At 62.7% G+C, this 22,686-nt stretch carries 22 protein-coding genes and 1 tRNA gene; 11 read left to right on the plus strand and 12 right to left on the minus strand.

The window, feature by feature from the left end:
* The first annotated feature begins 40 nt into the window (after positions 1-40).
* Positions 41-1,516 carry a TM0106 family RecB-like putative nuclease gene (locus FZZ90_RS06735; protein WP_226424940.1) on the plus strand — a complete coding sequence of 492 codons (1,476 nt, stop codon included), beginning with the start codon at positions 41-43 and terminating at the stop codon, positions 1,514-1,516.
* Here the strand turns inward: FZZ90_RS06735 and FZZ90_RS06740 are convergent.
* Both FZZ90_RS06740 and pyrE read right to left on the minus strand, forming a co-directional pair.
* Positions 1,498-2,292 (minus strand): glycine cleavage T-protein, encoded by a 795-nt coding sequence (locus FZZ90_RS06740; RefSeq protein WP_226424941.1) that lies wholly within the window; start codon positions 2,290-2,292, stop codon positions 1,498-1,500. The two genes, FZZ90_RS06735 and FZZ90_RS06740, sit on opposite strands and share 19 nt — an antisense overlap.
* On the minus strand, positions 2,289-2,861 hold the full coding sequence (gene pyrE, locus FZZ90_RS06745) for an orotate phosphoribosyltransferase (protein ID WP_226424942.1): 573 nt from the start codon (positions 2,859-2,861) through the stop codon (positions 2,289-2,291). The genes FZZ90_RS06740 and pyrE overlap by 4 nt, the downstream gene beginning before the upstream one ends.
* Before the next feature lie 56 nt (positions 2,862-2,917).
* On the opposite strand from pyrE, the gene FZZ90_RS06750 reads away from it, so the two are divergent.
* The 4 genes from FZZ90_RS06750 to FZZ90_RS06765 all read left to right on the plus strand — a co-directional run bounded on the left by FZZ90_RS06750 (position 2,918) and on the right by FZZ90_RS06765 (position 5,845).
* Positions 2,918-3,418 (plus strand): hypothetical protein, encoded by a 501-nt coding sequence (locus FZZ90_RS06750; protein WP_226424943.1) that lies wholly within the window; start codon positions 2,918-2,920, stop codon positions 3,416-3,418.
* 12 nt (positions 3,419-3,430) lie between these two features.
* Positions 3,431-3,503: transfer RNA gene (locus FZZ90_RS06755), tRNA-Ile, on the plus strand.
* Positions 3,504-3,516: 13 nt separating this feature from the next.
* A complete protein-coding gene (locus FZZ90_RS06760) occupies positions 3,517-4,800 on the plus strand; it encodes a hemolysin family protein (protein WP_226424944.1) in 1,284 nt (427 codons plus the stop codon).
* A gap of 37 nt (positions 4,801-4,837) precedes the next feature.
* Positions 4,838-5,845, plus strand: coding sequence for a Gfo/Idh/MocA family protein (locus FZZ90_RS06765; RefSeq protein ID WP_226424945.1), 1,008 nt, complete (start codon positions 4,838-4,840; stop codon positions 5,843-5,845).
* A 15-nt stretch (positions 5,846-5,860) separates the two neighbouring features.
* On the opposite strand, the gene FZZ90_RS06770 is transcribed toward FZZ90_RS06765, so the two are convergent.
* Positions 5,861-9,037: a glycoside hydrolase family 15 protein gene (locus FZZ90_RS06770; protein WP_226425043.1), complete on the minus strand. Its 3,177-nt coding sequence runs from the start codon at positions 9,035-9,037 to the stop codon at positions 5,861-5,863.
* A 48-nt stretch (positions 9,038-9,085) separates the two neighbouring features.
* On the opposite strand from FZZ90_RS06770, the gene FZZ90_RS06775 reads away from it, so the two are divergent.
* Positions 9,086-9,820: a WecB/TagA/CpsF family glycosyltransferase gene (locus tag FZZ90_RS06775; RefSeq protein ID WP_226424946.1), complete on the plus strand. Its 735-nt coding sequence runs from the start codon at positions 9,086-9,088 to the stop codon at positions 9,818-9,820.
* A gap of 4 nt (positions 9,821-9,824) precedes the next feature.
* Here the strand turns inward: FZZ90_RS06775 and FZZ90_RS06780 are convergent, their stop codons facing one another.
* Both FZZ90_RS06780 and tgt read right to left on the minus strand, forming a co-directional pair.
* A complete protein-coding gene (locus FZZ90_RS06780) occupies positions 9,825-9,968 on the minus strand; it encodes a photosystem II reaction center protein K (protein ID WP_025362038.1) in 144 nt (47 codons plus the stop codon).
* A gap of 31 nt (positions 9,969-9,999) precedes the next feature.
* Positions 10,000-11,118 (minus strand): tRNA guanosine(34) transglycosylase Tgt, encoded by a 1,119-nt coding sequence (gene tgt / locus FZZ90_RS06785; RefSeq protein WP_226424947.1) that lies wholly within the window; start codon positions 11,116-11,118, stop codon positions 10,000-10,002.
* 29 nt (positions 11,119-11,147) lie between these two features.
* Between tgt and cobS the strand changes: the two genes are divergently transcribed.
* On the plus strand, positions 11,148-11,918 hold the full coding sequence (cobS, locus tag FZZ90_RS06790; protein WP_226424948.1) for an adenosylcobinamide-GDP ribazoletransferase: 771 nt from the start codon (positions 11,148-11,150) through the stop codon (positions 11,916-11,918).
* Here the strand turns inward: cobS and FZZ90_RS06795 are convergent.
* Positions 11,878-12,999 carry a sensor histidine kinase KdpD gene (locus FZZ90_RS06795; protein ID WP_226424949.1) on the minus strand — a complete coding sequence of 374 codons (1,122 nt, stop codon included), beginning with the start codon at positions 12,997-12,999 and terminating at the stop codon, positions 11,878-11,880. The genes cobS and FZZ90_RS06795 overlap by 41 nt on opposite strands.
* Positions 13,000-13,339: 340 nt before the next feature.
* Between FZZ90_RS06795 and FZZ90_RS06800 the strand changes: the two genes are divergently transcribed.
* A complete protein-coding gene (locus tag FZZ90_RS06800) occupies positions 13,340-13,708 on the plus strand; it encodes a DUF3155 domain-containing protein (protein WP_226424950.1) in 369 nt (122 codons plus the stop codon).
* Here the strand turns inward: FZZ90_RS06800 and FZZ90_RS06805 are convergent, their stop codons facing one another.
* Entirely contained in the window at positions 13,709-14,281 is a 573-nt protein-coding gene (locus FZZ90_RS06805) for an alpha/beta hydrolase (protein WP_226424951.1), read from the minus strand.
* A gap of 56 nt (positions 14,282-14,337) precedes the next feature.
* Here FZZ90_RS06805 and purH point away from each other — a divergent pair, with 56 nt between their 5' ends.
* On the plus strand, positions 14,338-15,900 hold the full coding sequence (gene purH / locus FZZ90_RS06810; RefSeq protein ID WP_226424952.1) for a bifunctional phosphoribosylaminoimidazolecarboxamide formyltransferase/IMP cyclohydrolase: 1,563 nt from the start codon (positions 14,338-14,340) through the stop codon (positions 15,898-15,900).
* Positions 15,901-15,954: 54 nt separating this feature from the next.
* On the plus strand, positions 15,955-16,413 hold the full coding sequence (locus FZZ90_RS06815) for a DUF4079 domain-containing protein (RefSeq protein WP_226424953.1): 459 nt from the start codon (positions 15,955-15,957) through the stop codon (positions 16,411-16,413).
* A gap of 7 nt (positions 16,414-16,420) precedes the next feature.
* Here FZZ90_RS06815 and FZZ90_RS06820 read toward each other — a convergent pair whose 3' ends face one another.
* From FZZ90_RS06820 to sfsA, 4 genes are all read right to left on the minus strand, one after another.
* On the minus strand, positions 16,421-17,029 hold the full coding sequence (locus FZZ90_RS06820; RefSeq protein ID WP_226424954.1) for a DUF1997 domain-containing protein: 609 nt from the start codon (positions 17,027-17,029) through the stop codon (positions 16,421-16,423).
* 61 nt (positions 17,030-17,090) lie between these two features.
* The gene (locus FZZ90_RS06825) at positions 17,091-18,290 is read right to left on the minus strand and encodes a 4-hydroxy-3-methylbut-2-enyl diphosphate reductase (RefSeq protein WP_226424955.1); all 1,200 of its coding nucleotides are present in this window, start codon (positions 18,288-18,290) and stop codon (positions 17,091-17,093) included.
* A 111-nt stretch (positions 18,291-18,401) separates the two neighbouring features.
* On the minus strand, positions 18,402-19,874 hold the full coding sequence (locus FZZ90_RS06830) for an ammonium transporter (RefSeq protein WP_226424956.1): 1,473 nt from the start codon (positions 19,872-19,874) through the stop codon (positions 18,402-18,404).
* 103 nt (positions 19,875-19,977) lie between these two features.
* Positions 19,978-20,742 carry a DNA/RNA nuclease SfsA gene (gene sfsA, locus FZZ90_RS06835; protein ID WP_226424957.1) on the minus strand — a complete coding sequence of 255 codons (765 nt, stop codon included), beginning with the start codon at positions 20,740-20,742 and terminating at the stop codon, positions 19,978-19,980.
* A 68-nt stretch (positions 20,743-20,810) separates the two neighbouring features.
* Here sfsA and murJ point away from each other — a divergent pair, with 68 nt between their 5' ends.
* Positions 20,811-22,418 (plus strand): murein biosynthesis integral membrane protein MurJ, encoded by a 1,608-nt coding sequence (gene murJ / locus FZZ90_RS06840; protein ID WP_226424958.1) that lies wholly within the window; start codon positions 20,811-20,813, stop codon positions 22,416-22,418.
* Here murJ and FZZ90_RS06845 read toward each other — a convergent pair.
* Positions 22,405-22,668 (minus strand): cytochrome-c oxidase, encoded by a 264-nt coding sequence (locus FZZ90_RS06845; protein ID WP_114988123.1) that lies wholly within the window; start codon positions 22,666-22,668, stop codon positions 22,405-22,407. The genes murJ and FZZ90_RS06845 overlap by 14 nt on opposite strands.
* Between the last annotated feature and the right edge of the window lie 18 nt (positions 22,669-22,686).

Consider the following 22,686-nt stretch of genomic DNA (forward strand, 5'->3'; position numbering starts at 1 on the left):
CTTCAGAGGATCTAGCAGCTGGCAGCCGTAGGGTCGGCGGATGGGTGACACCCCGCCTGCCGACAACGCCCTCACCGACCGGTTGCTGCGCAGTTGGCTGCGTTGCCGTCGCAAGGCCTGGCTCGATCGCCACGGGAATCCAGCCGAGCGGCGCTGGACGGCCCATCGCAATCTGCTGCTGGACGACCAGCAGCGCAGTTTTGTGGCTTTGATGCCCCGTAAGCCAGGCCATGGCCTCGCCGCCTGTGCTGCCGGTGCCGAGGCCGTGGTGGGTCTGCGCCTGAAGGGGTTTGGCTCATCCGGTGAGCGTTTGGAGGCGCATCCTCCACTGCTGCGGCGGGTCAAAGGCCAGAGCCGCTGGGGCGACTTCGCCTATCAACCCGTGCTCGCTCGTCAGGGCCGCCGCACCACCCGGGAACATCAATTGCCTCTGGCGCTGATGGCTCTGCTGCTTGAGCAGGAGCAGCAGGGTGACGTTCCGTCCATGCTGGTCCTCGGCGGTGGCGGCCGGCGCTTGGAACAGGAGCGGCTGAATCTCTCCAGTGGCCTGCGCCGACAGTTGTCCGAAGCGCTGCGGAAACTGAGTGTTGATCTCCAGCGGCCAGACCCGCCTCCTCTGGCCGCCGACCGGCGCAAGTGCTCACTTTGCAGCTGGCGGCTGGCCTGCAATGCCGTGGCGGATGAGGAAGGGCATTTGAGTGAGGTCAGCGGCATCGGGGCCAAGCGGCGCGAGATGTTGCTGGAGCTTGGGATTCGCGGCCTCTCCGATCTGGCCGCGGCTGATCCGTTGCAGCTCGCCGAGCGGCTGCAACGCTTTGGAGATCAGCACGGTGAGGTGGCCGCATCCCTGGTGGCCCAGGCCCGGGCGCAGCGCGATGGACGGGTGGACCGTTTGGACGCCGCACCGGTGCTTCCGGAACTGCAGGACTGCCCAGGTGTGCTGCTTTACGACATCGAATCAGATCCCGACGCCCGTCACGATTTCCTTCACGGTTTCCTGGTGTTACCCAGAAGCGAAAGCGGGGACTGGGATCTGGAGACAGTGGCGTACCACCCGATCCTGGCCTTGGCGGAGCACGGTGAAGCCAGATGCTGGCTCCGTTTGCAACGTTTGTTGAATCGCTATCGGGGTTGGCCGATCCTTCATTACGGGGAGACAGAAAGCCTGGCCTTGAGGCGTATGGCCGAGCGGCAGGGTGCCGCTGAGGCCGAGGTGCTGCAGCTTCGTCAGCGGTTGGTGGATGTGCATGCCCGGGTGCGGCATCACTGGCGCCTGCCCCTGGCCAGTTATGGCCTCAAGGCCGTGGCCGGTTGGCGGGGGTTTCACTGGAGTCAGGCAGGTGTGGACGGCGCCCGCGCCCTGCTGTGGTGGCGGCAGTGGCAGGGCGAGGGACCTGGTCGACGCGGCAACAGTCACGGCCTGCGCTGGATCTTCGATTACAACCGTGACGACTGCCTGGCCACCTGGGCCGTTGCCGCTTGGTTGCTTGAACAAGATCAGGCGTCGGGATCCTGAAAAGCCCAAGGTTTGCGGATCTGGAGTTGTTCTCTGTTAGGTCCCTCCAGCGTTGGACTGGCCAGGCACTGGCGTCGCACTAGGGCCAGCCCAAGCCAAGTGCCGTTGCATTCGAGAGCACTGGTAATCACCCCGGCTCGCATGCCATCCAGCGTGAGTTTGGTGGCGGCTGCCAGCGGACTGGGGCAGCTCCAACAGCGCAACTGTTGTTTCACCCCCGCCTGGCCAATGAGTTTGGCCATGGTCTCCTGACCCAGGTAGCAGCCTTTCTCCGTGCTGATCTGAGCGTCGAGTCCCAGTTCCAGGGGGTTGGTCTCGCCATTGAGTTCACCGGGCCCCGGGGGAAATCCGCTTTGGAGCCGCCAGTGCTCCAAAGCCTTCGCGGTGGCTGGTTCTCCTGATGCCCAGGGTTCTGGCAGTGCCGCCTCCGGATCGCACCACACGGCTGCAGCGTTGGGCTCCAGCCACTGCAGTCGGCGCAACTGGGCCAGGGGTTGGAGGCGAACCCGATCGGCTGGAAAGATCACCTGATCGAATCCAGCGTGAACGGCAGAGGGCTCTCCCGCCAGAACGATCACATCGGCCCCCTCTGCATCGAAACGAAGTTCCAGTACAGCCCGCAAGCGTCCCGTTGCCGTCAGCCAGCAGGTCTGAAGCAGATCGCCGGATTTGAGTGCGTTGAGGTCAGCACTGGTCTGCCCCTGAAGAAACTGGCGTGCTCCGCTGCCGTTCAACCGCAGCCAGGGGATCTGGGCGTCCCAAAATAACTTGCTCATGCCGGCGTGAAGGCGGCGATCTCAGACAGCTTGTAAAGGCTGATCAACTCAAGATTTTCAGCCGTCATGGCGGCGTCTCCCCCTTCCTCCCGGTCGACGATGGTGACGACTCGGTTCACCTTGTAACCAGCGTCGCGCAGCTGCCGGACCGCCTTGAGAGAGGAACCTCCTGTGGTGACAACGTCTTCCAGCACGGTAATCAGGGCCCCGGGGGCTGGTAGCGGACCCTCCAGCCAGGCTCCGGTGCCGTGGCCTTTGGCTTCCTTGCGCACGATCAGCGCATCAAGCTCCCGACCTCGATCGGCGGCGGCCATGGCAACACCGCTGACCAGTGGGTCTGCTCCGAGGGTAAGACCAGCCACGGCCACCGCATTCGGTTCCACGTGGGTGAGCATCGCCCTGCTGATCAGGGCCAGGCCGGAACCGCTCAGGCTCACGGGTTTGCAGTTCACGTAGTGCTCGCTTTTGCGGCCTGAGGCAAGGGTGAAGTCTCCACGTCGGTAGGCCAGGGTGGCCAGACGGTTCAGCAGTTGCTCCCGCTCAGTCGGGACACTCGACGATTCAGGCATGGGACTGGCCGCGCTTCGCAGATGTCCTTAGTTTGCGTGTAGAGCTGTTTCATCCGGTGCTGCTGCGGTCGTTCTTTCGCTCGAGCCTGCTCCTGCTCGCTGGTCCATCGGTGTTGGCAGGTCCGTTGGTGTGCACCACCAGCGTTGAGGCTCCTCCGCCCGGTAGTGGTTCCGCTCCCGTCGAAGTGACGGTGTGCCATCCCACGGAGACCACCACTGAGCTGATCAACCGTCGCTTTTACACCTGGACCTCGCCCATGGCCCGGGGCGTGGACCCCCTGCATCAATTGACCGATGTTCTGGGGATTGCGGTTGGCGGCATCGAGGGGAACCGGTTCATGGGCTTCGGCTTCCCCGACCAGACGCTGATCTGGGATGGGTCTGCACTGCAGAACACGACGGGAGCTCTGCTGGAGGAGCAGAGTCCTCCGCTGCCGATGCGAACTCTGGATATTTCGAGCGGGTTCAACGGCAGCCTGGCGGCCACCGAAGCCATCGAAGCCGTGCCGGACGCGCCCACAGCGGATCACTTCCCCGACGTGACTCCCCTGTGGTAACACTCTGTTCGAGGGGGTCTAGCAATCTGGTGAATGCAGCGAACTCATAATTCGCCTAAGGCGAGTTCGATCCTCGCGACCCCCATTTCCCCCTGTTGATGCGGCTTTTTCTGCTGGCTGTTCTGTTGGTTCTGCCGGCCTTCTTTGCGGCTGCAGAGGTGGCCCTGCTTCGGCTACGCCCCAGCCGCGTTGAAGTGCTGGTGGAGGAGGAGCAGGCCGGGGCCCGTTCCATCCAGCGTCTCCAGCGACGCCTGCGGCGCGCTTTGCTGGTGTCTCAACTGGGTGCGACCCTCGCTCTGGTGGCTCTTGGCTGGGCTGGCCGCGGTTTGGGCGGTCGGCTCTGGTCGGATGGGTCTGTGGGTGTGGCTTGGCGCGACACAGCTTTGTTCCTCAGCATCGTGCTGCTGGCCACACTGGTGGCTGGTTTGTTGCCCAAGGCCTGGGTGCTGAACCGTCCCGAAGCCTCGGCGCTTCGACTGGTGCCGCTGCTGGAGGTGGTGATGCGCTGCCTGGCTCCACTGCTCAACCTGCTCGAGGCGCTGGCCGGGCTGCTGATGCGCCTGCTCGGCCTTGCTCCCCAATGGGATGTGCTGGTGCCAGCTCTTTCAGCTGGAGAGCTGGAAACCCTCGTGGAATCCGGTCGAGTGACTGGATTGTTCCCCGATGAGAAGAACATCCTGGAAGGTGTCTTTGCTCTGCGGGACACCCAGGTGCGTGAGGTGATGGTGCCGCGCTCAGGGATGGTCACCCTGCCGGCCACGGTCCGTTTCGCGGAAATGATGGAGGCCGTCCATCACACTCGTCACGCCCGCTTCCCGGTGATCGGCCAGTCGCTGGATGACGTGCGCGGCGTTCTGGATCTCCGTCAGATGGCTGAACCGATCGCACGGGGGGAGCTCCAGGCCGATTCGCTGCTCGAGCCCTACCTCCAGCCTGCGGTGCCCGTGCTGGAGACCTGCACGTTGGCGGAGCTTCTGCCGATGATCCGCAGCGGTCAGCCGCTGCTGCTGGTGGTGGACGAGCACGGCGGCACCGAGGGTCTGGTGACCGCAGCGGATCTCACTGGAGAAATCGTTGGCGATGAGGATCCCGGCGAGACCGACGAACCGGATCTGCTCGAAGAGAAGGACTGCCCCGGTGCCTGGCTGGTGGCCGGAGATCTGGAGATCTTCGAGCTCAACCGACAGCTCGATCTCGATCTGCCTGAGGCCGATGACCATCACACCCTGGCGGGCTTCCTGCTGGAGCGGCTCCAGCACATTCCATCCGCGGGGGAAGGGCTTCATTTCAACGGCCTTCAGTTCGAGATCACAGCCATGGCAGGGCCGCGTATCGAGCGGGTCCGGCTTGTTCTCCCCAGCTCAGAGGATGAATCCGACTGAAGGCCGATAGTCTTCCCCCAATCGAGCGCCTCTGCTGATGTCTCCCGATCCCATGGCCCCAGTCAAGGTCGGGGTGATCGGCATCGGCAACATGGGTTGGCACCACGCTCGGGTGCTCAGTCTTCTGCGGGATGCCGATCTGGTGGGGGTCGCGGATCCGGATGCTGATCGTGGAAAGCTCGCTACCGAGCAATTTGGCTGCCGCTGGTTCGCCGACTACAACTCCATGCTCTCGGAGGTGGAGGCCGTCTGCATCGCGGTTCCCACCCTGTTGCACCATCCCGTCGGTTTGGCCTGCCTGCGTGCGGGTGTGCATGTTCTGATCGAAAAGCCGATTGCAGCCAGTCAGGACGAAGCCACTGCGCTGATCGAGGCTGCTTCAGCGGCGGGGTGTCTGCTGCAGGTGGGCCACATCGAGCGGTTTAACCCTGCCTTCCGTGAGCTCACCAAGGTGGTGGCCAACGAGGAGGTGGTGGTTCTCGAGGCGCGTCGCCACAGCCCCCACTCCGATCGGGCCAATGACGTCTCCGTGGTGCTGGATCTGATGATCCACGACATCGACCTCGTGCTGGAATTGGCCAAGGCACCCGTGGTACGGCTTGCCGCTGCCGGTGGTCGCAGTGCCGAAGGCCCGATCGACTACGTCAACGCCACGTTGGGTTTCGAGAACGGTGTAGTGGCCAGCCTCACGGCCAGCAAGATGAGCCACCGCAAAATCCGTAGCCTCAGTGCCCATTGCCGTTCGAGCTTGGTGGAGACGGACTTTCTCAACCACACCTTGCACATCCATCGCCGTGCCCATGAGTGGTACTCCGCCGATCACGGTGAGCTGCTGTATCGAAATGACGGCTTCATCGAGGAGGTGAGCACCACCTCGATCGAACCGCTCTATGCCGAGCTCGAGCACTTTCTTCAGTGCGTGCACGGCCGGGAAATCCCTGCGGTGGATGGCCTTCAGGCCTCGCGTGCCCTCAAGCTGGCAGACCTGATCGAGCAGGCCGTTGAACATCCGGATACGGGAGCGCCCCTATGCGCACCGATCTGAGTGCTACCGCTCGGATCAGACCAGCCCTTGTTGTTCGGCCAGTTCTCGCAACGCCGTGACCTGCCAGCGGCGGCAGTCACCGGGTGAGGATCGATAGAACTGCCCCCAGGCCTGGGCCTTGTGTTGCGGGTAGTTCTCCGGTCGGAGGGAGGCATGGCTCTGTTGCCAACCCACCCGGACGGCATGACCGATCACCACGTCGAGGGCCAGGTCATCCTCGAAGCGCACCTCTGGATTGGCTTCGACGAAGGCCATCAGCGAGAGCAGGCATTCGCTGCAGAGTTGGCGGTATTCCGGCGCCTTGATCCGACTGAGCAAATGGTCGACCTGGGCGGCGAAATTGCGCTCCCCTGGTGTTTTTTCAAGAATGAGGCGGCTGTTGAGCCGATTGCGCCGCTCCAGCTTGTCGCCGATCACCAGGCCGCGGCAGTGCTGCAGCAGCGACCAGATCCCGGCATAGAAATCGCGGGGAACTTTTTGGAAGGACCCCAGGCGGATGCGGTGCTGAAGCCAGTCCCCACCCCCCGGTGTTTCCTCTAACGGGTCAGGCACTGACCACTGCACTCGGCCGCTTACGTGCAGCTGTTCGCCGCGTTGAAGGGCTGCTCTGGCATGGTCCACATCGGCGAGCACGGCGCGCAAGCGCTTGCGAATCGCGTGGGGTGCTTCGCTGCAGAGGGCTTCAAAGGCTTCGTCCTGACTGAGCATTTTCTCCACGGCTAGCTCTGATGTCAGCAGCAGCAACAGCTGCCCCAGCTGCAGGGTGAGGCTGCCCTTCAGCAGAGCTGGCTCCCGCCGCGCCACGCTGTCGAGGGCGAGCAGGAGTTCCTGTTCGAGCATTCGTTCACGGCCGTCGATCCCGCTGGTGGTTTCAATCCGTTGGGCGATGGCGGCACTGTCCAACGGTTGACGAAGCCGAGAGTCGCCGGTGTAGTTGCGCCCCACCACCACCTGTTTCTGGCGGACGAGAAGGTCGGTGAGGGCATCTTCCAACTGGGGATGCACCATCCCCATGGCGCCAGCACAGCGCCGCACCACGTTCCAGTCTTCACAACGCAAGCCCCGTTGATAGACCTCCTCAAGCAGGGTGTGCAGGGCCACCGGATGGCCCTCGGGGCTGCGTTGAATTCCCTGGGGGCCGAGGCGCCGTTGCAGCAACTCGAGCACTTCGGCCTGTTCATGCAGCAGCCCACTGCTCCAGAGGCGCTGGCTAAGTTGTTCGATTGGAGTGTCATCCAGCTCTTGCTCCTCTGCGGCGGTCAGATCCCGTAGATCAGTGGCGTCGCGCAGCAGCGGCTGGGGTGGCTCGGACCGTTGCACCGGTTTCTGTTGGAGCGGCGGCAGCTGCACCTCCTGCGCCTGATCCACCAGCTCACTGAGGCAGCCCAAGCGGACGGGGATGCTTTCAATGACGCCCCTGCCGAGTTGCCGGGCCAGTTTGAGGATCACGTCGCGATGCTGCTGGAGGGCCGCATCGCGAATGGGGATCACCAGCAGGGGACGTCCCATGCCGCGCCAGTGCCGTTGCAGCAGATGCAGCTCGTCCACAACGGTCTCAAGCAGTTCCTCCGGGTCATCGGCCAGATAGCTGCTGACGTCTTCCAGCACCGACGGGGTGAACACACTGATGGCGCCGTCCTGGCGATAGACCCGAGCCGTGTCCTCGGTTTCCACCCGGTGCCCGGGGCGCCCAGTGAGCTCAAGCCGTGGATTGGTGCCAGCGGCTTTCAACCGTTGCTTCAGCTCGTCGGACGACTGCACGGAAATCACTGAGGTCGGATCGATCGGCACCTCTGCAGCCAGCAGCTCCTGGCGCACGGCATCCGTCTGAGCAGCCATCGCTACGAGAACGGTTTCGGCGCCAAGCGGCTGCGGCTCCCTGCGGCCACAGGGGTCAATGTCCTCTGGACGGATCAGATCGTCGATCAGCATTTCCCCGAGCCACACCAGGCTCTGGGTCCAGATCAGCGGCAGGTTGGTGTTGGCCACCCGCTCTTGGCTGCCTGGATTCAGCCGTTCCTGATCGACCGCACTGGCCGGGACCTGATAGAGCTCGGGATAGAGACGTTCGCCGTCCTGTTCAACGGCCAGTGTCTTGAGCTGGCTGTGCAGGCGCCGGGCCTCGTCCCAGCGCCTTTCGCAGCATGCAGTGACCAGTTCGAAGGCCAGAAACAACGGCCACTCCGACTCGATCCCTTCAAAGGCGGCGAGCTCCTCCGGTTCGTAGTGCAGGCGGTTGACGTCTTCCACCGCCGTCTGGTGACCATCCCGGAGGAAGCGTTTGTAGCCGTAGGCCCCGCCGAGTTCCCGTCGAATCCGACGGCCGGTGCGCTCCACCAGGGCGGCATCCTCCACCGCCCAGGCGGGATAACCAATCACCGAGAGGCAGGCACTGTCGGCTTCCTTACTGGCGGATTCCCGTGGCAGGAGCCCTTGCAGGGCCCGACGGAGGCGCACTATGGCTCCCTGGGGAATCAGCAGGATGCAGCTGCCGTTGCCGTGGGGGCCGTAGAGGTCGAGCCCATCGAGTGCTTCTAGGGCGGCTTTGGCCATTCCGATTGAGCTGGCATTGCGCTCCGGCAGGCCATGGTTGCCTTTGTCGCCCCGTTCCCAGATCCCGTAGTCGGGGGTGCGGTAGGCCCTGGCGATGTAGTGCACCAGGTTTTGGAGGAAATCCACTTCGTCACGGCTTTGCACCACAGCGCAGCCGCCCTTGGTTAATTGCGCCAGCTGCAGCAGGAACAGTGAGGTGGCATCGAGTTGTAGATGTCCCCAGGCGTCGTCAGCCACCACTGGCTCGCCGGTGCAGCTGTCGTACTTGGCGTGAAGGGCGTCGAGGGGGTTGAGGCTCTCCTTGAAGCGCTCCACCTTCGCGGCCTGCCGCATCATCGAACGCATCAGCCCGCGCATGAGGGCCACCACCCGCTGCTCCAGTTCCCATGAGCGCAGGCTGTTCTGCCCCTGCTGACGGCGGTGGGCCAAGGCCAGTCCCCAAACGCACTGCACCGAATAGACGCAGTCCCGCACCCAGGCATCGCCGTAGTTGCCATGGATGGTGTGGGCGGTGCTGGCGGGGAGCAGGCCGCTGATCGGGTCCTGCCGATCGAGAACCACCCGTTGGATGGATTGATCCAGCCGCTGAAGGGTTGTGGCGTGGTTCTGCGGAAGGGTTTCCGTCGTCGTCACAACCATGCCCTCATGCATCACCGCCTCTAAATTCTCCATCGCAGCCCCACGGCCATGGACTCTGTCAGCACCGCTCCCGATGACCGTCGCCGCTGCCAGGTGCTCGGGGTGCCGGTGGATGCCTGCCGTGATGTCTGTGCTGCAGCCCTCGGTCTGCATGCCCGGGGCGGCGGACGCATCGTCACCCTGAACGCTGAGATGACGATGTCGGCTCGGGCCGATGCCGCTCTGGGTCAGGCGATCGGAACGGCTGATCTGGTGATCCCCGATGGAGCGGGAGTGGTTTGGGCCCTGGGCCGTCAGAAGATCCGGGTCGTCAAAACGGCGGGAATTGAGCTGGCCTGGACCTTGCTGGAGTACGCCGCAGCCCATCGATGGCGCGTGGCGCTGGTGGGCGCATCACCTGAGGTGATGGCAACGCTGCGTGCGGAGTTGCCGCAACGCATCCGTGGCCTCACCCTGGCGCTCGCGGTGGATGGTTATCAAGCTCCTGAGGCTTGGCCGGGCCTTGAGGATCAGCTCAAGGCTTTGAAGCCGGATCTCGTTTTGGTGGCTCTGGGGGTGCCGCGCCAGGAAATCTGGTCGGAACGCGTGGCGTCAGGGCAGCCTGGACTCTGGATGGGTGTCGGCGGCAGTTTTGACGTTTGGGCCGGCATCAAAAAACGTGCCCCCGGCTGGATGTGCCGGATGCAAATTGAGTGGCTATACCGGCTCATTCAGGAACCTTCACGCTGGCGACGCATGCTGTCGCTGCCAGCGTTTGCTCTGAAGGTGATCCGGTTGGGCTGAAGCTTCAGCGGAAGCCCACTGAGGCCTGCCAAACGAAGGCCAGCAGCAGGAAGAAGACCGGGATCAACGGAAGAATGTCGATCAGCGGAGAGAAGGCCTGATAGGCCTCGGGCAGCTGTGCCAGCAGGTCGAGGGTGAAGGCGGCCATCCCTTGCATCAAAAAGGCGTTGGGCTGGACGCTACCACGTGTGATGGGCTGGAGAGTCTGGCTCCCAGGGAGCGAAATCCTCTGAAAAACAGCCGTCTCGAATGGCTTGTGCCATGGCCGAGGTGAAACGCACCAGATGGGTGATGTTGTGAATGCTCAACAAGGTGAGGCCCAGAAGCTCCTCGCTGCGAATCAGGTGATGCAGGTAGGCCCGGGTGTGGCCGGTGCAGGCCACACAGGAGCAGCTCGGATCCAGGGGGGTGTGGTCGTGTCGGAAGCGGGCATTGCGCAGGTTCCAGCGTTCGCCGCCCACCAGGGCGGTGCCGTGACGGCCGAGTCGGGTGGGCAAGACGCAGTCGAACAGGTCAATGCCGTTGGCCACGGCGATCGCCATCTCGCGCAAGGTGCCGATGCCCATCAGGTATCGGGGCTTTTGTGTGGGGAGCAGGGGTGTGACATCCCGCACGATGCGATGCATCTCCTCCACGGGCTCCCCGACGCTGACGCCACCGACGGCGATGCCCGGCAAATCAAATGAGGCGACGGCTGTCGCACTTTCCCGTCGCAGATGCGGGAAACAACCGCCCTGAACGATGCCGAATAGCGCCTGATCCTCACGGGTGTGGGCGGTGACGCAGCGCTCGAGCCAGGCATGGGTGCGGCGACAGGCATCGATGACGTCGTTCTCCGTCGCCGGATAGGGCGGGCATTGGTCGAAGGCCATGGCCACATCCGCCCCAAGGGCCATTTGGATTTGGGTGGCATGTTCCGGGGTCATGTCGATGGTGCGTCCATCGCGAGGGTTTCGGAACACCACGCCACGGTCATCGATCTTGTTCAGGTCCCCCAGGCTGAACACCTGAAAGCCGCCGGAGTCGGTGAGCATCGGGCCGTCCCAGCCCATGAACCGGTGCAGGCCTCCGGCCGCTGCCACGATCTCCTCGCCGGGCTGCAAATGCAGGTGGTAGGTGTTCGAGAGCACCATCTGGGCCCCTGTGCGCCCCAGTTGTTCGGTGCTGATGCCCTTGACGGTGGCCAGGGTTCCCACCGGCATGAAGCGTGGTGTGTGCACCGGCCCATGCGGGGTCTCAAAGGTGCCGCACCGTGCTGATGTGTTGGCGCAATGCGCGTTGATCTCGAAGCCGAACACGACTGATCCGCCCCTGTAATGACCCTACGGTGAGGGCCGATTGCATCCATCGCGCCATTCCCAGGATCGTTCCCCCCTGGCTTTCTGATCTGGCGGGAGCCTGGATCTTCTACACAGTGCTGCCCGCATGGCCCTGGCCGCAGCCCTCGTTTCAGCGCATTGCCCGCTTCGCCCCCTGGATGGGGCTGCTGATCGGTGCGCTCCAGGGGGTGCTCTGGATCGGTTTGTCCAGGCTTGGTTGGCCTCTGGCTGCCTGTGCCCCCTGCGTGGTGGCTCTTGGCATCCAACTCAGTGGTGGGTTGCACCACGACGGCTTAATCGACACGGCAGATGGCCTCGGGGCTCCAGCGGAGCGGCGGCTCGAGGCGATGGAGGACAGCCGGGTGGGCGCCAGTGGCGTGCTGGCTCTTGTGATGGTGCTGCTGTTGCAGGTTGGGGCCTTAATTCAGCTAGGGGGGCAGGCCCCGCTCGGGCTCTGCCTGGCTGCGTTCTGGGCTCGGGTGGCACCGCTCTGGGCCATGGCACGTTTCGACTACCTCCGCTCTGATGGAACTGCTGCGTTTCATCGCGATCACGGCAGGCCGCTCTGGGACGCCTTGCCCGCGTTGTTGGTGGTGGTTGTGTTGGCTGGTTTGGTGGGGCCCATGCCCCTTTTCCTGGGGGGCGTTGTGGCGATCCTTGTCGCCCAGACCCTCGGGCGACGCCTGGGTGGGCACACCGGTGACAGTTATGGAGCGGTGCTTGTGCTCACCGAGATGATCACGTTGTTGGGTTTGGCCTTGCTTCTGCCGGCCAGTTGAGGACGAAGGCATTGCCCTGAGTGGGCAGATCCGGAGCGATCGTGGCAGGCTCCACGCAGAGCGTGAGGTTGCGGCCCTGCTGCTCCGCCAGGGAGCGTGCAAGGGCGAGTCCAAGGCCGGTGCCCGCTCGGTCCTGTCCGGTGGACCCCCGCGCTCCCCGCTCGAAAATCAGGTCGCGCTCCTCCAGGGGGATCGGCGGCCCGTCGTCCCAGACGCAGAGCCCGTCGGGCAACAGACACAGGCCCACGATGCATCCCGCTGGGCTGTAGCGGAAGGCGTTTTCAAGGAGGTTGGCGACGATCTCTGCGATCGTTCCGTCCTGGGATGGCTGATGAATCCACTGGGGCCACAGGTCCGGACCCTGCCAGGGGCGGCCCTGCAGGCTTGCCGTCGCTTCCGCTCGCTCCAGCAGAGGCATCAGCAGCGTTTGCATGGTTGCCTCGCCTTCGGCAGGGCCGGGGGGCAGCAAGGTGGGGCCAAGGGACTCCTGTTGCGGGAGACGTTGCTGCCCGAGGCCATCGAGCACGTCGATGTACTGGCCGAGTTGGCGTTGCTCCGAGAGCATTCCCTCCACAAGTGCACGGTGGGAGCTGTCTGGTTCCAGCCGCCGCAGCAGCAGTTGGGCGTAGGTGCGCAGGGCCGCCAGTGGATTGCGCAACTGGTGCACAAGGGTGCGCAGTTGATCGTTTTGTTGGCTGAGTTCCTGGCGCAGTTGCAGGCATTCCAGGTCTCGCCCCAGGGCGTGACTGATCGCGGCAGCACTGCGCCGCATCCGTTGGTCCAGGGTCAGCGTCCAACTCCGTCGCGGATCCAGATCGGCGCGCAGTGCTCCCAGGATCAGGCCGGCATCCTGGAGGGGATACCAGCGCCGACTCTCGTGCGGCAGGCGCAGGTTCGGGTCTGCGTCGGCAGGGGGAAGAGATCGTTTATTGGCAGACCATTGCCGGATCAGCAGCAAGGGCGGGCCTTGCTGATTGGGTGGCGCACTGACGTACAGCCCCAGATGCTGAATGCCTTCTTCTGCGATTAGATCAGCCAGCTGTTGATCGGTGAAATCGAAGAATCGATCGGTGAGCTGCATCAGTTCCGGACGATCAATTCAGGTGCTTGGGCAAGCCTGCGCCAGGGGGACTTGAAAAATCTGGGAAAAGTCTTAAGATCCTCTTATCGACCGAGACGCTGTTCATCATGAACAGACGTCCGCCAGCCCTCACAAAGGTTGCAATTGCTTTGCGACCAAAGCTACAGCAGAGGTTGCAGTGTCCTCCGCTGGTTCCCGCTTGGGTGTTGGCGTCCTGCCGGTGATTGTGGTGTGTCTGCAATTGCCTTGACGCTCCCCTTGCGTCTGGCGTTTTCGCGCCGACGGCACCTGTTTGTTCTGACGATCCACCCCGTTCTTCCTTTCGTACCGGAGCCCTTCCATGTCCAAGAAGCGCAAGCGCATTAGCCGTCGTCGTCTGGCAGGTCAGCGGGTCCTGGCCCATGTGCCAACCCATCACCTTGAGACCGGTGAGTACAAGCCTGTTACGGCCGCTCGCCGCTACATCGCAGAAGCGTCCATGGTGCCTCCGGCTCTGCTGAACGTGCGCCGCAACGAGCACACCACCGACCGTTTCTTCTGGGGTGAGAAGGGTCTGTTCAGTGCCCAATACGCCGAAGAGAACCACTTCCTCTTCCCGTCATTGCGCACGATTGTTGATTCCATCGGTGAAGACAAGCTCTTTGAAGGCCTCGAGCTTGGCGCTGATGATTGGGAGGAAATGGAGGAGTACGAATACGCCTTCGTTTGATCAGGCGTTCTCTAGAACACGTTCAATAAACAACAGGATCGGCTGCATCGTCTCATCAGGGATGGTGTGGCCGTTTTTGAATGGAAGCGTCTGACAGCGATCGGGCTGCAACTGCGAAGCGATCGCTGGCATGGCCTGGAACGGCACCACCGGATCATCTGAACCATGCATCAGCAACACAGGGGGGTGTTGCTGGGGTGGAGCCCAGTTCGGGTGCGGATAGCCGCTGCAGCTGATCAGCCCTGCGATGGGCAGGACGCAGCCGCTCTCCAAAGCCATGGCACCCCCCTGGGAAAAGCCGAAAACCACCGTCCGTTCGAGTCCAAGGCCTGAACTGTTCAGGCTCTGAAGTTGAGCCTTGAGGCGCTCAACGGCCGCGGGTACGGCGTCCCATTGGGCTGGGAATAGGCCATACCACTGGCGTCCTCCAGGTTGGTCGGGATGGAGTTCAGGGGCCTCAAGGCAAACCACATCAAGGGTTTTTGAGCACTCGCGCGCCAGGCGATCGCCCAGGGGCTTGAGATCCTCTCCATTGGCTCCCCAGCCGTGGAGCAGCACAAGCCGGCCATCCATAGGTCATCAAGATCACTGCTGCGTAGGTTGGCTCACTACCCAGTCACGACCCTTCGATGGCTCCTGTCGCTCTGCTGAGTGTTTCCGATAAGTCCGGGCTGGTGCCCCTGGCGGAGGCCCTGCATCGGACCCATGGCTATCAGCTGCTCTCCAGTGGGGGCACGGCCAAGGTGCTCGAGCAGGCAGGTCTTCCAGTGACCCGTGTCTCAGAGCACACCGGGGCCCCAGAAATTCTTGGCGGTCGTGTGAAAACGCTCCATCCAAGGGTGCATGGCGGAATTTTGGCCAAGCGGGGTGACGCGTCCCACCAAGCCGATCTTGAGCAGCAGAACATTGCCCCCATCGATGTGGTGGTGGTCAACCTTTATCCCTTCCGCGAAACGATTGCTCGGCCTGACGTCACCTGGGATCAGGCGATCGAGAACATCGACATCGGTGGCCCCGCCATGGTGCGGGCGGCTGCCAAAAATCATGCCGATGTGGCTGTGCTCACCAGCCCTGACCAATACGACCGTCTGTTGACCGCCATGGCGGAGACGGGCGGGAGTGTGCCTTCAGAGCTGCGGCGCCAACTCGCCCTTGAAGCGTTCCAGCACACCGCGTCGTACGACACCGCGATCAGCCGCTGGATGGCCGAGCAAAACGCCGCGGAAGACAGCCCTTGGTTGGAGGCGGTGCCATTGCGGCAGACCCTGCGGTACGGCGAAAATCCCCACCAAAAAGCGCGCTGGTTCAGCCATCCCAAACAGGGTTGGGGTGGTGCCATTCAGCTGCAGGGCAAGGAGCTGAGCACCAACAACCTTCTGGATCTCGAGGCGGCCCTCGCCACGGTGCGGGAGTTCGGCTATGGAGTTGACGGCTCCGTGCCGGCGTTGCAACCTGCGGCCGTGGTCGTCAAGCACACCAATCCCTGTGGTGTGGCGATTGGAGCTTCGATTCCTGCAGCACTAACGCGGGCCCTGGATGCCGATCGGGTGAGTGCCTTCGGCGGCATCATCGCCGTGAATGGTGTGGTGGAAGCCACGGCGGCCCGTGAGCTCACCAGCCTGTTCCTGGAGTGTGTCGTCGCACCGGGCTTCACTCCCGAGGCGCGGGAGGTGCTGGCGGCCAAAGCCAATCTGCGCCTGTTGGAGCTGGCTCCGCAGGCTATTGATGCGGCCGGCCCCGATCACGTGCGGAGCATCCTTGGCGGTCTCCTGGTTCAGGATCTTGATGACCAGGTGATCACGCCGGCCGACTGGAGCGTGGCCAGCCAGCGGCCGCCAACACCGCAGGAGAAGCTGGACCTTGAATTTGCGTGGCGTCTGGTGCGTCATGTTCGCTCCAACGCCATCGTTGTGGCCAAGGATGGGCAGAGCCTTGGCGTGGGTGCCGGGCAGATGAATCGCGTGGGCTCAGCCCGGATTGCCCTGGAGGCGGCAGGTGAGAAAGCCCAGGGAGCCGTTCTGGCCAGTGATGGATTTTTCCCGTTTGACGACACAGTGCGTCTGGCTGCCAGCCACGGCATCACCGCCGTGATTCATCCCGGAGGGAGCATGCGCGATGGCGATTCGATCAAGGCCTGCGATGAGCTTGGCCTGGCGATGCAGCTCACGGGGCGCCGCCATTTTCTGCACTGATGCTGGTGGGGGCCGCCGGCCCCCTAGCCTCGCGACACTGAAGAGTCCCCTTCAATGCTCGCCACCCTCCCCTTCAGCCTCAATTTCGCTCACCCCCTCGCGGAGTGGAGCCTGCTCGCCGTTGGTGGTTGGGCTCTGTACCTGGGGATCAAGGTCAAGAAAACTCGCACCGGCTCCCCAGAACAGCGCAAAGAGCTGGTGCCGAAGAAGTTCGCCCAGCGCCATTACCTCTGGGGCAGCATCCTGCTTGCTGTGATGACGCTCGGCACGCTGGGTGGCATGGCGGTCACCTATCTGAACAATGGCAAGTTGTTCGTCGGTCCGCACCTTTTGGTGGGTCTGGCGATGACCGGGATGATCGCCGTTGCCGCGTCGCTCTCACCCCTGATGCAGCGTGGGAATGTGATCGCGCGCAAGGCTCATGTGGGCCTGAACATGGGCATGCTCACGCTGTTCCTTTGGCAGGCCGTCAGCGGTATGGAGATCGTCAACAAGATCTGGACCAACCGCTGAAGAACCTTCAGAAGGCTGCCCGCTGACGGGGTGGGCAGCTCAGGCCATGGGCGGCATGGAAATCTTCCTGGACCTTCCAGGTGAGCCGTCGCGAAATCTGGCGGACAATCTGCTTGAGCAGATGATCACCACTGCTCTGGACCAACTGATCCGGGAGCATGGTGATCACCTTGGGCAAACGGATCCAGACCTTGAGATCCAGGTCCCATTGCACGGAGGTGTTCTCCTGTTCGGGGATGAGATGCATTCCCGCGCGGAAGTCGACGTCGTAGTGATGGCGCAGGGCGAGGGACTGTGGAACGGTCCGCATGGTTTCGATCCGGTAAATCCCTTCCTGTTGCGGCAGCAGTCGTAGAGCGATCGTGGGCTCCACTTCGAAGCCGAAGTTGCCGAACCGCCCCAGGGTCAGGCTGTAGGACTGCCGATCGATGGCCTCGACCTGCATCGGGCTGGCGCAACGTTCAAACCAGCTCTGATGGTTATCCAGGTAGCGAGCTACGACCGCTTGGGGCGCCAGCATCTGCATTGAATCCTCGAAGTGGCTGCTGTAGCAGCGCACCTGAGGGTCTGCACCGTGAAGCTGATTGTCGGTTTCAGTGGGCGACAAGACCGTCACGGATGGGGAGCTGCCGGTGAAGGGCGGATTAAAGATGAACCAATGTAAAGCTCTCCGCGGTTCAGTTTTCGCTCAATTGCATCAGTTTTTCGATCACCTCTTCCACCGCTCGATCCGGAGTTGAGGCGCCGGAGGTGATTCCCACCCGCACGGGCCCCTCAGGCAGGAAATCGCCTTCACGACAGAGTTCCGCCGCCAGTGGTTTGTGCTCGATCGAATTGCTGCCGACGTCAATCCGCTCGGGCGTGTCGATGTGGAAGGAGCGAATGCCGCGGCTGACGGCAATTTCCTGCAGGTGGGTGGTGTTGGACGAGTTGAAACCACCGATCACCACCATCAGGTCCAGCGGTTCATCCACCAGGGAGAAGATGGCGTCCTGACGCTCCTGGGTGGCGTCGCAGATGGTGTTGAAGGCCAGGAAGTGGTCGTTGAGCTGGGTTGGACCGTATTTGCTCAACATCGTGCGTTCGAACAAGCGTCCGATTTCTTCCGTTTCGCTCTTCAGCATTGTGGTCTGGTTGGCCACGCCCAGACGTTCGAGGTCCCGATCGGGATCGAACCCTGGAGAGCACGCTTTGGCAAAGCGTTTGATGAACTCATCGCGGTCACCTTTGCCGAGGATGTAATCGGCGACGTACTGGGCTTCCTCCAGATCGAGCACCACCAGATAGGTTCCGGCAAATGAGCTGGTGGCCAGTGTTTCCTCGTGCTTCACCTTGCCGTGAATGATCGAGCTGAAGGTGTGCTTTTTGTGTTTCTCCACGGTGTTCCACACCTTGGAGACCCAGGGACAGGTCGTATCAACGATGTGGCAGCCCCGTTCATTTAGCAGCTGCATTTCCTGAACGGTGGCACCAAAGGCCGGCAGGATCACCACATCACCGGAGGTAACACCTGAGAAGTCCTTCACCCCCTGTTCGACAGGGATGAACTGCACATCCATCTCCCTGAGGTGATCGTTCACTGAGGGGTTGTGGATGATCTCGTTTGTGATCCAGAGACGCTCGCTCGGGTAATGCCTGCGGGTCTCGTAGGCCATCGCCACGGCCCGTTCCACACCCCAACAGAACCCGAAGGCTTCCGCAAGCCGGACGTTGAGCCGGCCGTGTTCCAATCGGTAGCCGTTGTCCCGGATCGTGCCGATCAGGCCGCTCTGGTAAGCCTGCTCAAGGCTTTCCGCCACTTCCTCAGCGCGCCCGAAGCCTCGCCGGTTGTAACGCTCGGAATGGTGGAGGGAGCGCTTGAAGGCGTGGGTGTCCATGGAGGGCGCTGGAGTGGGGGAACTCTATGTGGCCTGAAGCAACACTTCAGGCAGTAAAAAAGCCCGGCCAGTTGGCCGGGCTCGAAATCAACAGCTGAGTTCGGAATGGAATCAGTTGTTGGTGGTGGAGAAACCGGCGTAGGCCTCCATGCCGTGTTCGCCGATGTCCAGACCTTCGGACTCTTCCTGTTCGGTGACGCGGATGCCACCGAAGAGGGAGCCGATGATCTGCCAGGCGATGAAGCAGGTGACCACGGTCCAGATGGCGTAGGCAGCTGCCCCCAGGGCTTGGATGCCGAGCTGGTCGATACCGCCGCCGACCAGAAGGCCGAGACCGGAGCCGTCGCCCTGGACGTCGTAGCCCCAGAGACCGATCACGATCGTGCCCCACACGCCGCACACACCGTGCACGGAGAAGGCGCCGACCGGGTCGTCAATGCCTGCGGCATCGAGAGCTGCAACGGAGAAGACGACGATGATGCCGCCGACCAGACCAGCCACCCAGGAACCCGTCAGGGTGAGGTTGCCGCAACCGGCAGTCACGCTCACCAGGCCGGCCAGGATGCCGTTGATGATCATGGTGAGATCAGGCTTCTTGGATGTGATCGTGGAGATCACCGTGGCACCGATGGCACCGCCGGCTGCGCCGAGGGTGGTGGTGACGGCCACGTACGGAACCCACTGGTCCATGGCGAGCTGGGAGCCCGGGTTGAAGCCGTACCAGCCGATCCAGAGGATCAGAGCGCCAAGGGTGGCGATGGACATGTTGTGGCCAGGAATGGCCTGAACCTTGCCATCGACGTACTTGCCGATGCGGGGTCCGAGAAGCATGGCGCCGACGAGGCCGGCCCAAGCGCCGACGGAGTGCACGATCGAGGATCCAGCAAAGTCGATGAATTCGACGCTGCCAACACTGTTGAGCCAGCCACCGTTCCATTCCCAGCTGCCAGCAACTGGGTAGATGAAGGCGGTGAGGACCAGGGCGAAGATCACGAATTCGCCGAACTTGATCCGTTCAGCGACAAGACCGGAAACGATCGTGGCTGCTGTTCCAGCGAAGGCCGCCTGGAACAGGAAATCAACTGTGGGAACCAGGCCGGCATCGCTGATGGTCTCAGCGGTGACGGTTGGATCGAAGAAGAGGCCTGAGAAATACAGCCAACCGTCGATGACGGAATCGCCGTACATGAAGGAGTAGCCCACAAACCAGTAAGCGGTTACCGCAAGGGCAAACACAAACAGGTTTTTGGAAAGAATATTGACGGCATTCTTTTGCCGGCACATGCCTGCTTCGACCATGGCGAAGCCGGCATTCATGAAGATCACCAGGATGGTGGCGACCAGAAGCCAGAGGTTGTTGGCCAGGAAAGCTGCGGAGAGCTCAGGCAGCTCTTCGGCTTTGGCCGACAGCGTGAAGATGCCAAGGCCCATGAGCGCCAGGGGCGCACAGGCGAGCCAGGTCATGGCGCGGTTAGAACTGAAGCCCCGGATGCTCTTTAGGAGCAGCATCGGGCCTTCCAGGAGGCTGGCCTCCTGAAGGGTTTTGCGCCGCTGTTGCGGTGGCGCGTGGAATGCAGTTGTCATGAACGAGGGTGCAGAGCTGCGTGACACGCCCAGTTGTAACTAGGCGAACCAGCCCACGCTGCACGTCAATCTCGTCTTTCTATGTTCGATCTGCTACAAAAAATCAATCTAGGTCGACTAGGCGTGTTCCCTGCCAGTGCACCGCATCAGCGCTGAAGCTGAAACAGCAAGGCAGAACTTCCACGCCGCTATTGGTCGCCTGGCGAAACAGCTCTCCATAGCGCGGATCGGCGCTGTCGCCCGGTGCAAAGGAATTCACATCCGGGCGGCTAAGGCAGGGCACGAGCATCGCCCGCGCGTCAGGGAGCACCCCCATCAGCTCAATCAGATGTTTTTGCCCCCGTTCGGTCACCGTGTCGGGGAACAGGGCCGTGCTGCCGTCGGTCCAGGTGGTGTTCTTCACCTCCAGGTAGATCGGTCGTTGATCGGGGTTCTGTGCTGCTGGCGTCAGCAGGAGGTCGATCCGGCTGCGCTTGTTGGTGCCGTAGGCCACTTCAGCGCGGATCCCCGCAATGGCGCCGAGTTGGGCCTCCAGGCACCCCGCTTCAATCGTTGCGCGAATCAGGCGGTTGGGCAGGGCCGTGTTGATGCCAACCCAGCAAGGCTGGCCATCGGCGCCTGGCACTTCGGCTTGCTCCCAGGTCCAGGCCAGCTTGCGTTTGGGGGAGGGTGCGTGGCGCAGACGCACCCGTTGGCCAGGGATCAAGACCCCGGACATCGGGCCGGTGTTGGCGCAGTGGGCGGTGACGGTCTCGCCGCTGCTCAGTTCCACATCGGCCAGAAAACGTTTGTAGCGCTTCAGCAGCACGCCCTCCGTTAAAGGTTCAAAGCGCAGCAGGGCATCGCCCGGAGAGGGAAGGCCAGTCATGGCATCAGCCGAGATTGGCCCATGGTCTCGCGTGGTGCCTCCACAATGCGCCCAATGCTGTGGGGCGAATGGCGCGTTCACTGAAGGGGATCGCACTGGTGGTGACCCTCGGCACCCTGCTGAGCAAGGTGGGTGGCCTGATTCGGCAGCTGGTGATTGCGGCGGCCTTCGGTGTTGGCGCGGCCTATGACGCCTACAACTACGCCTATGTGCTGCCTGGATTTTTGCTGATCCTGCTCGGGGGGATCAATGGCCCCTTCCACAGCGCCATGGTGAGTGTGCTGAGTCGTCGCCCACGGGCGGAAGGAGCCCATATCCTTGCGGCGCTCAACACCAGCGTCAGCGCACTATTGCTACTGGTCACCATCGTTTTGGTGTTGGCGGCGGATCCCCTGATCACCCTGGTGGGCCCTGGCCTTGCCCCCGAGCTTCATGCCATCGCTCGGGTTCAGCTGCAGGTGATGGCCCCGATGGCGTTGCTGGCCGGGCTGATTGGGCTGGGCTTTGGCTCCCTCAACGCTGCGGACGAATTCTGGATTCCTGCGATTTCCCCGCTGATGTCCAGCGGTGCCTTGATCCTTGGAGTGGGACTGCTCTGGTGGCAGCTCGGCGCTGACATCGTCTTGCCGTCCGCGGCCATGACCGGGGGTGTGGTGTTGGCCTTGGCCACGTTTGTGGGGGCCTTGCTGCAGTGGTTGATCCAACTACCAGCATTGATCCGGCAGGGTTTGGCCCGTTTTCAACTGGTCTGGGATTGGCGGCACCCGGGGGTGCGCGAGGTCTGGCGTGTGATGGGGCCGGCGACGCTGTCGTCCGGGATGCTGCAGATCAATGTGTTCACGGATCTCTTCTTTGCTTCCGGCATCGTCGGTGCGGCGGCGGGTCTGGGGTACGCCAATTTGCTGGTGCAAACGCCCCTGGGCTTGATCTCGAATGCATTGCTGGTGCCCTTGCTGCCCACCTTCGCCAGGCTCACGGCGCCGTCGGATCGTCCGCAGCTGATCGAACGGATTCGGCAGGGGTTGATGCTTTCTGCCGCATCGATGATTCCTCTGGGGGGACTGTTCATTGCCTTGGGCGGCCCCATCGTCGCCTTGGTGTACGAGCGTGGTGCCTTCGATGCGTCCGCCGCCCAGTTGGTGACGGGCCTATTGATGGCCTACGGCCTGGGCATGCCGGCCTATCTCGGCCGGGATGTGCTGGTGCGTGTCTTCTACGCCCTCGGAGATGGGACGACGCCCTTTCGTCTCTCGTTGGCGGGGATTGGTTTGAACGTGATTTTTGATTGGCTGCTGGTGGGTGGCCCGACACCTTGGGGGAATCAGTCGCCATTCAATTTCGGTGCACCTGGGCTGGTGCTCGCGACGGTTGCCATCAACCTGTTCACCTGCCTTGCCCTGTTGTTGGTTCTGCAGCAACGGATTTCAGGGTTGCCACTGCGGCGCTGGGGGATGGACCTGCTGCGGCTGGCCATCGCCGGTGTGCTGGCAGCGGGGGGCGCGGGGATCCTGGTGACCGTCGTGCCCTGGCCCTCAGGGCTCGTGGGCCTGCTGCTGCAGGTCTCTGCACCTGGCTTGCTGGGTCTGGTTCTGTTCGCCTTGATCGGAGCACAACTCAAGGTGCCGGAGGTGCGTGAGATCGCGCAGTTGGTGGTGGGCCGATTCAGGGCTCGCTGAGGCGAACATCGAGCTCTTCACGCACTTGAATGGGAAGTTCCAGCTGTTCGCGACCCACGAGTTGTGGACCTTGAACAGACACGATCCTTGCCTCAATGCCGAACTCTTTGAAGGCGGTTTCCAGTTCCTGAATCAGAGCTTTTTCAACTTGAGCCTCCGCATCCACCACGCGCCCAATCAGCCGTTCACCCAAGCGGCCAATGCGTTGGCGGACCAAATCTCTTGAGTTGGTGACTTCAATGATCAGCACACCAACCGCTGCGGATGG

The sequence above is a fragment of the Synechococcus sp. MU1617 genome (genome assembly GCF_020514235.1).
In the GTDB taxonomy this organism is placed as follows: Bacteria; Cyanobacteriota; Cyanobacteriia; order PCC-6307; family Cyanobiaceae; genus Parasynechococcus.

Coding starts and splice junctions, on each gene's coding strand:
- FZZ90_RS06830 (WP_226424956.1), bottom strand. CDS start 19,874: ATGACAACTGCATTCCACGCGCCACCGCAACAGCGGCGCAAAACCCTT.
- FZZ90_RS06815 (WP_226424953.1), top strand. CDS start 15,955: ATGCTCGCCACCCTCCCCTTCAGCCTCAATTTCGCTCACCCCCTCGCG.
- FZZ90_RS06765 (WP_226424945.1), top strand. CDS start 4,838: ATGTCTCCCGATCCCATGGCCCCAGTCAAGGTCGGGGTGATCGGCATC.
- FZZ90_RS06780 (WP_025362038.1), bottom strand. CDS start 9,968: ATGGCCGCCTTCACCCTCGACCTGCTGGCACAGCTGCCCGAGGCCTAT.
- FZZ90_RS06825 (WP_226424955.1), bottom strand. CDS start 18,290: ATGGACACCCACGCCTTCAAGCGCTCCCTCCACCATTCCGAGCGTTAC.
- FZZ90_RS06770 (WP_226425043.1), bottom strand. CDS start 9,037: ATGGTTGTGACGACGACGGAAACCCTTCCGCAGAACCACGCCACAACC.
- FZZ90_RS06800 (WP_226424950.1), top strand. CDS start 13,340: ATGTCCAAGAAGCGCAAGCGCATTAGCCGTCGTCGTCTGGCAGGTCAG.
- FZZ90_RS06795 (WP_226424949.1), bottom strand. CDS start 12,999: ATGCAGCTCACCGATCGATTCTTCGATTTCACCGATCAACAGCTGGCT.
- FZZ90_RS06740 (WP_226424941.1), bottom strand. CDS start 2,292: ATGAGCAAGTTATTTTGGGACGCCCAGATCCCCTGGCTGCGGTTGAAC.
- FZZ90_RS06775 (WP_226424946.1), top strand. CDS start 9,086: ATGGACTCTGTCAGCACCGCTCCCGATGACCGTCGCCGCTGCCAGGTG.
- FZZ90_RS06735 (WP_226424940.1), top strand. CDS start 41: ATGGGTGACACCCCGCCTGCCGACAACGCCCTCACCGACCGGTTGCTG.
- purH (WP_226424952.1), top strand. CDS start 14,338: ATGGCTCCTGTCGCTCTGCTGAGTGTTTCCGATAAGTCCGGGCTGGTG.
- pyrE (WP_226424942.1), bottom strand. CDS start 2,861: ATGCCTGAATCGTCGAGTGTCCCGACTGAGCGGGAGCAACTGCTGAAC.
- murJ (WP_226424958.1), top strand. CDS start 20,811: ATGGCGCGTTCACTGAAGGGGATCGCACTGGTGGTGACCCTCGGCACC.
- sfsA (WP_226424957.1), bottom strand. CDS start 20,742: ATGACTGGCCTTCCCTCTCCGGGCGATGCCCTGCTGCGCTTTGAACCT.
- FZZ90_RS06805 (WP_226424951.1), bottom strand. CDS start 14,281: ATGGATGGCCGGCTTGTGCTGCTCCACGGCTGGGGAGCCAATGGAGAG.
- FZZ90_RS06760 (WP_226424944.1), top strand. CDS start 3,517: ATGCGGCTTTTTCTGCTGGCTGTTCTGTTGGTTCTGCCGGCCTTCTTT.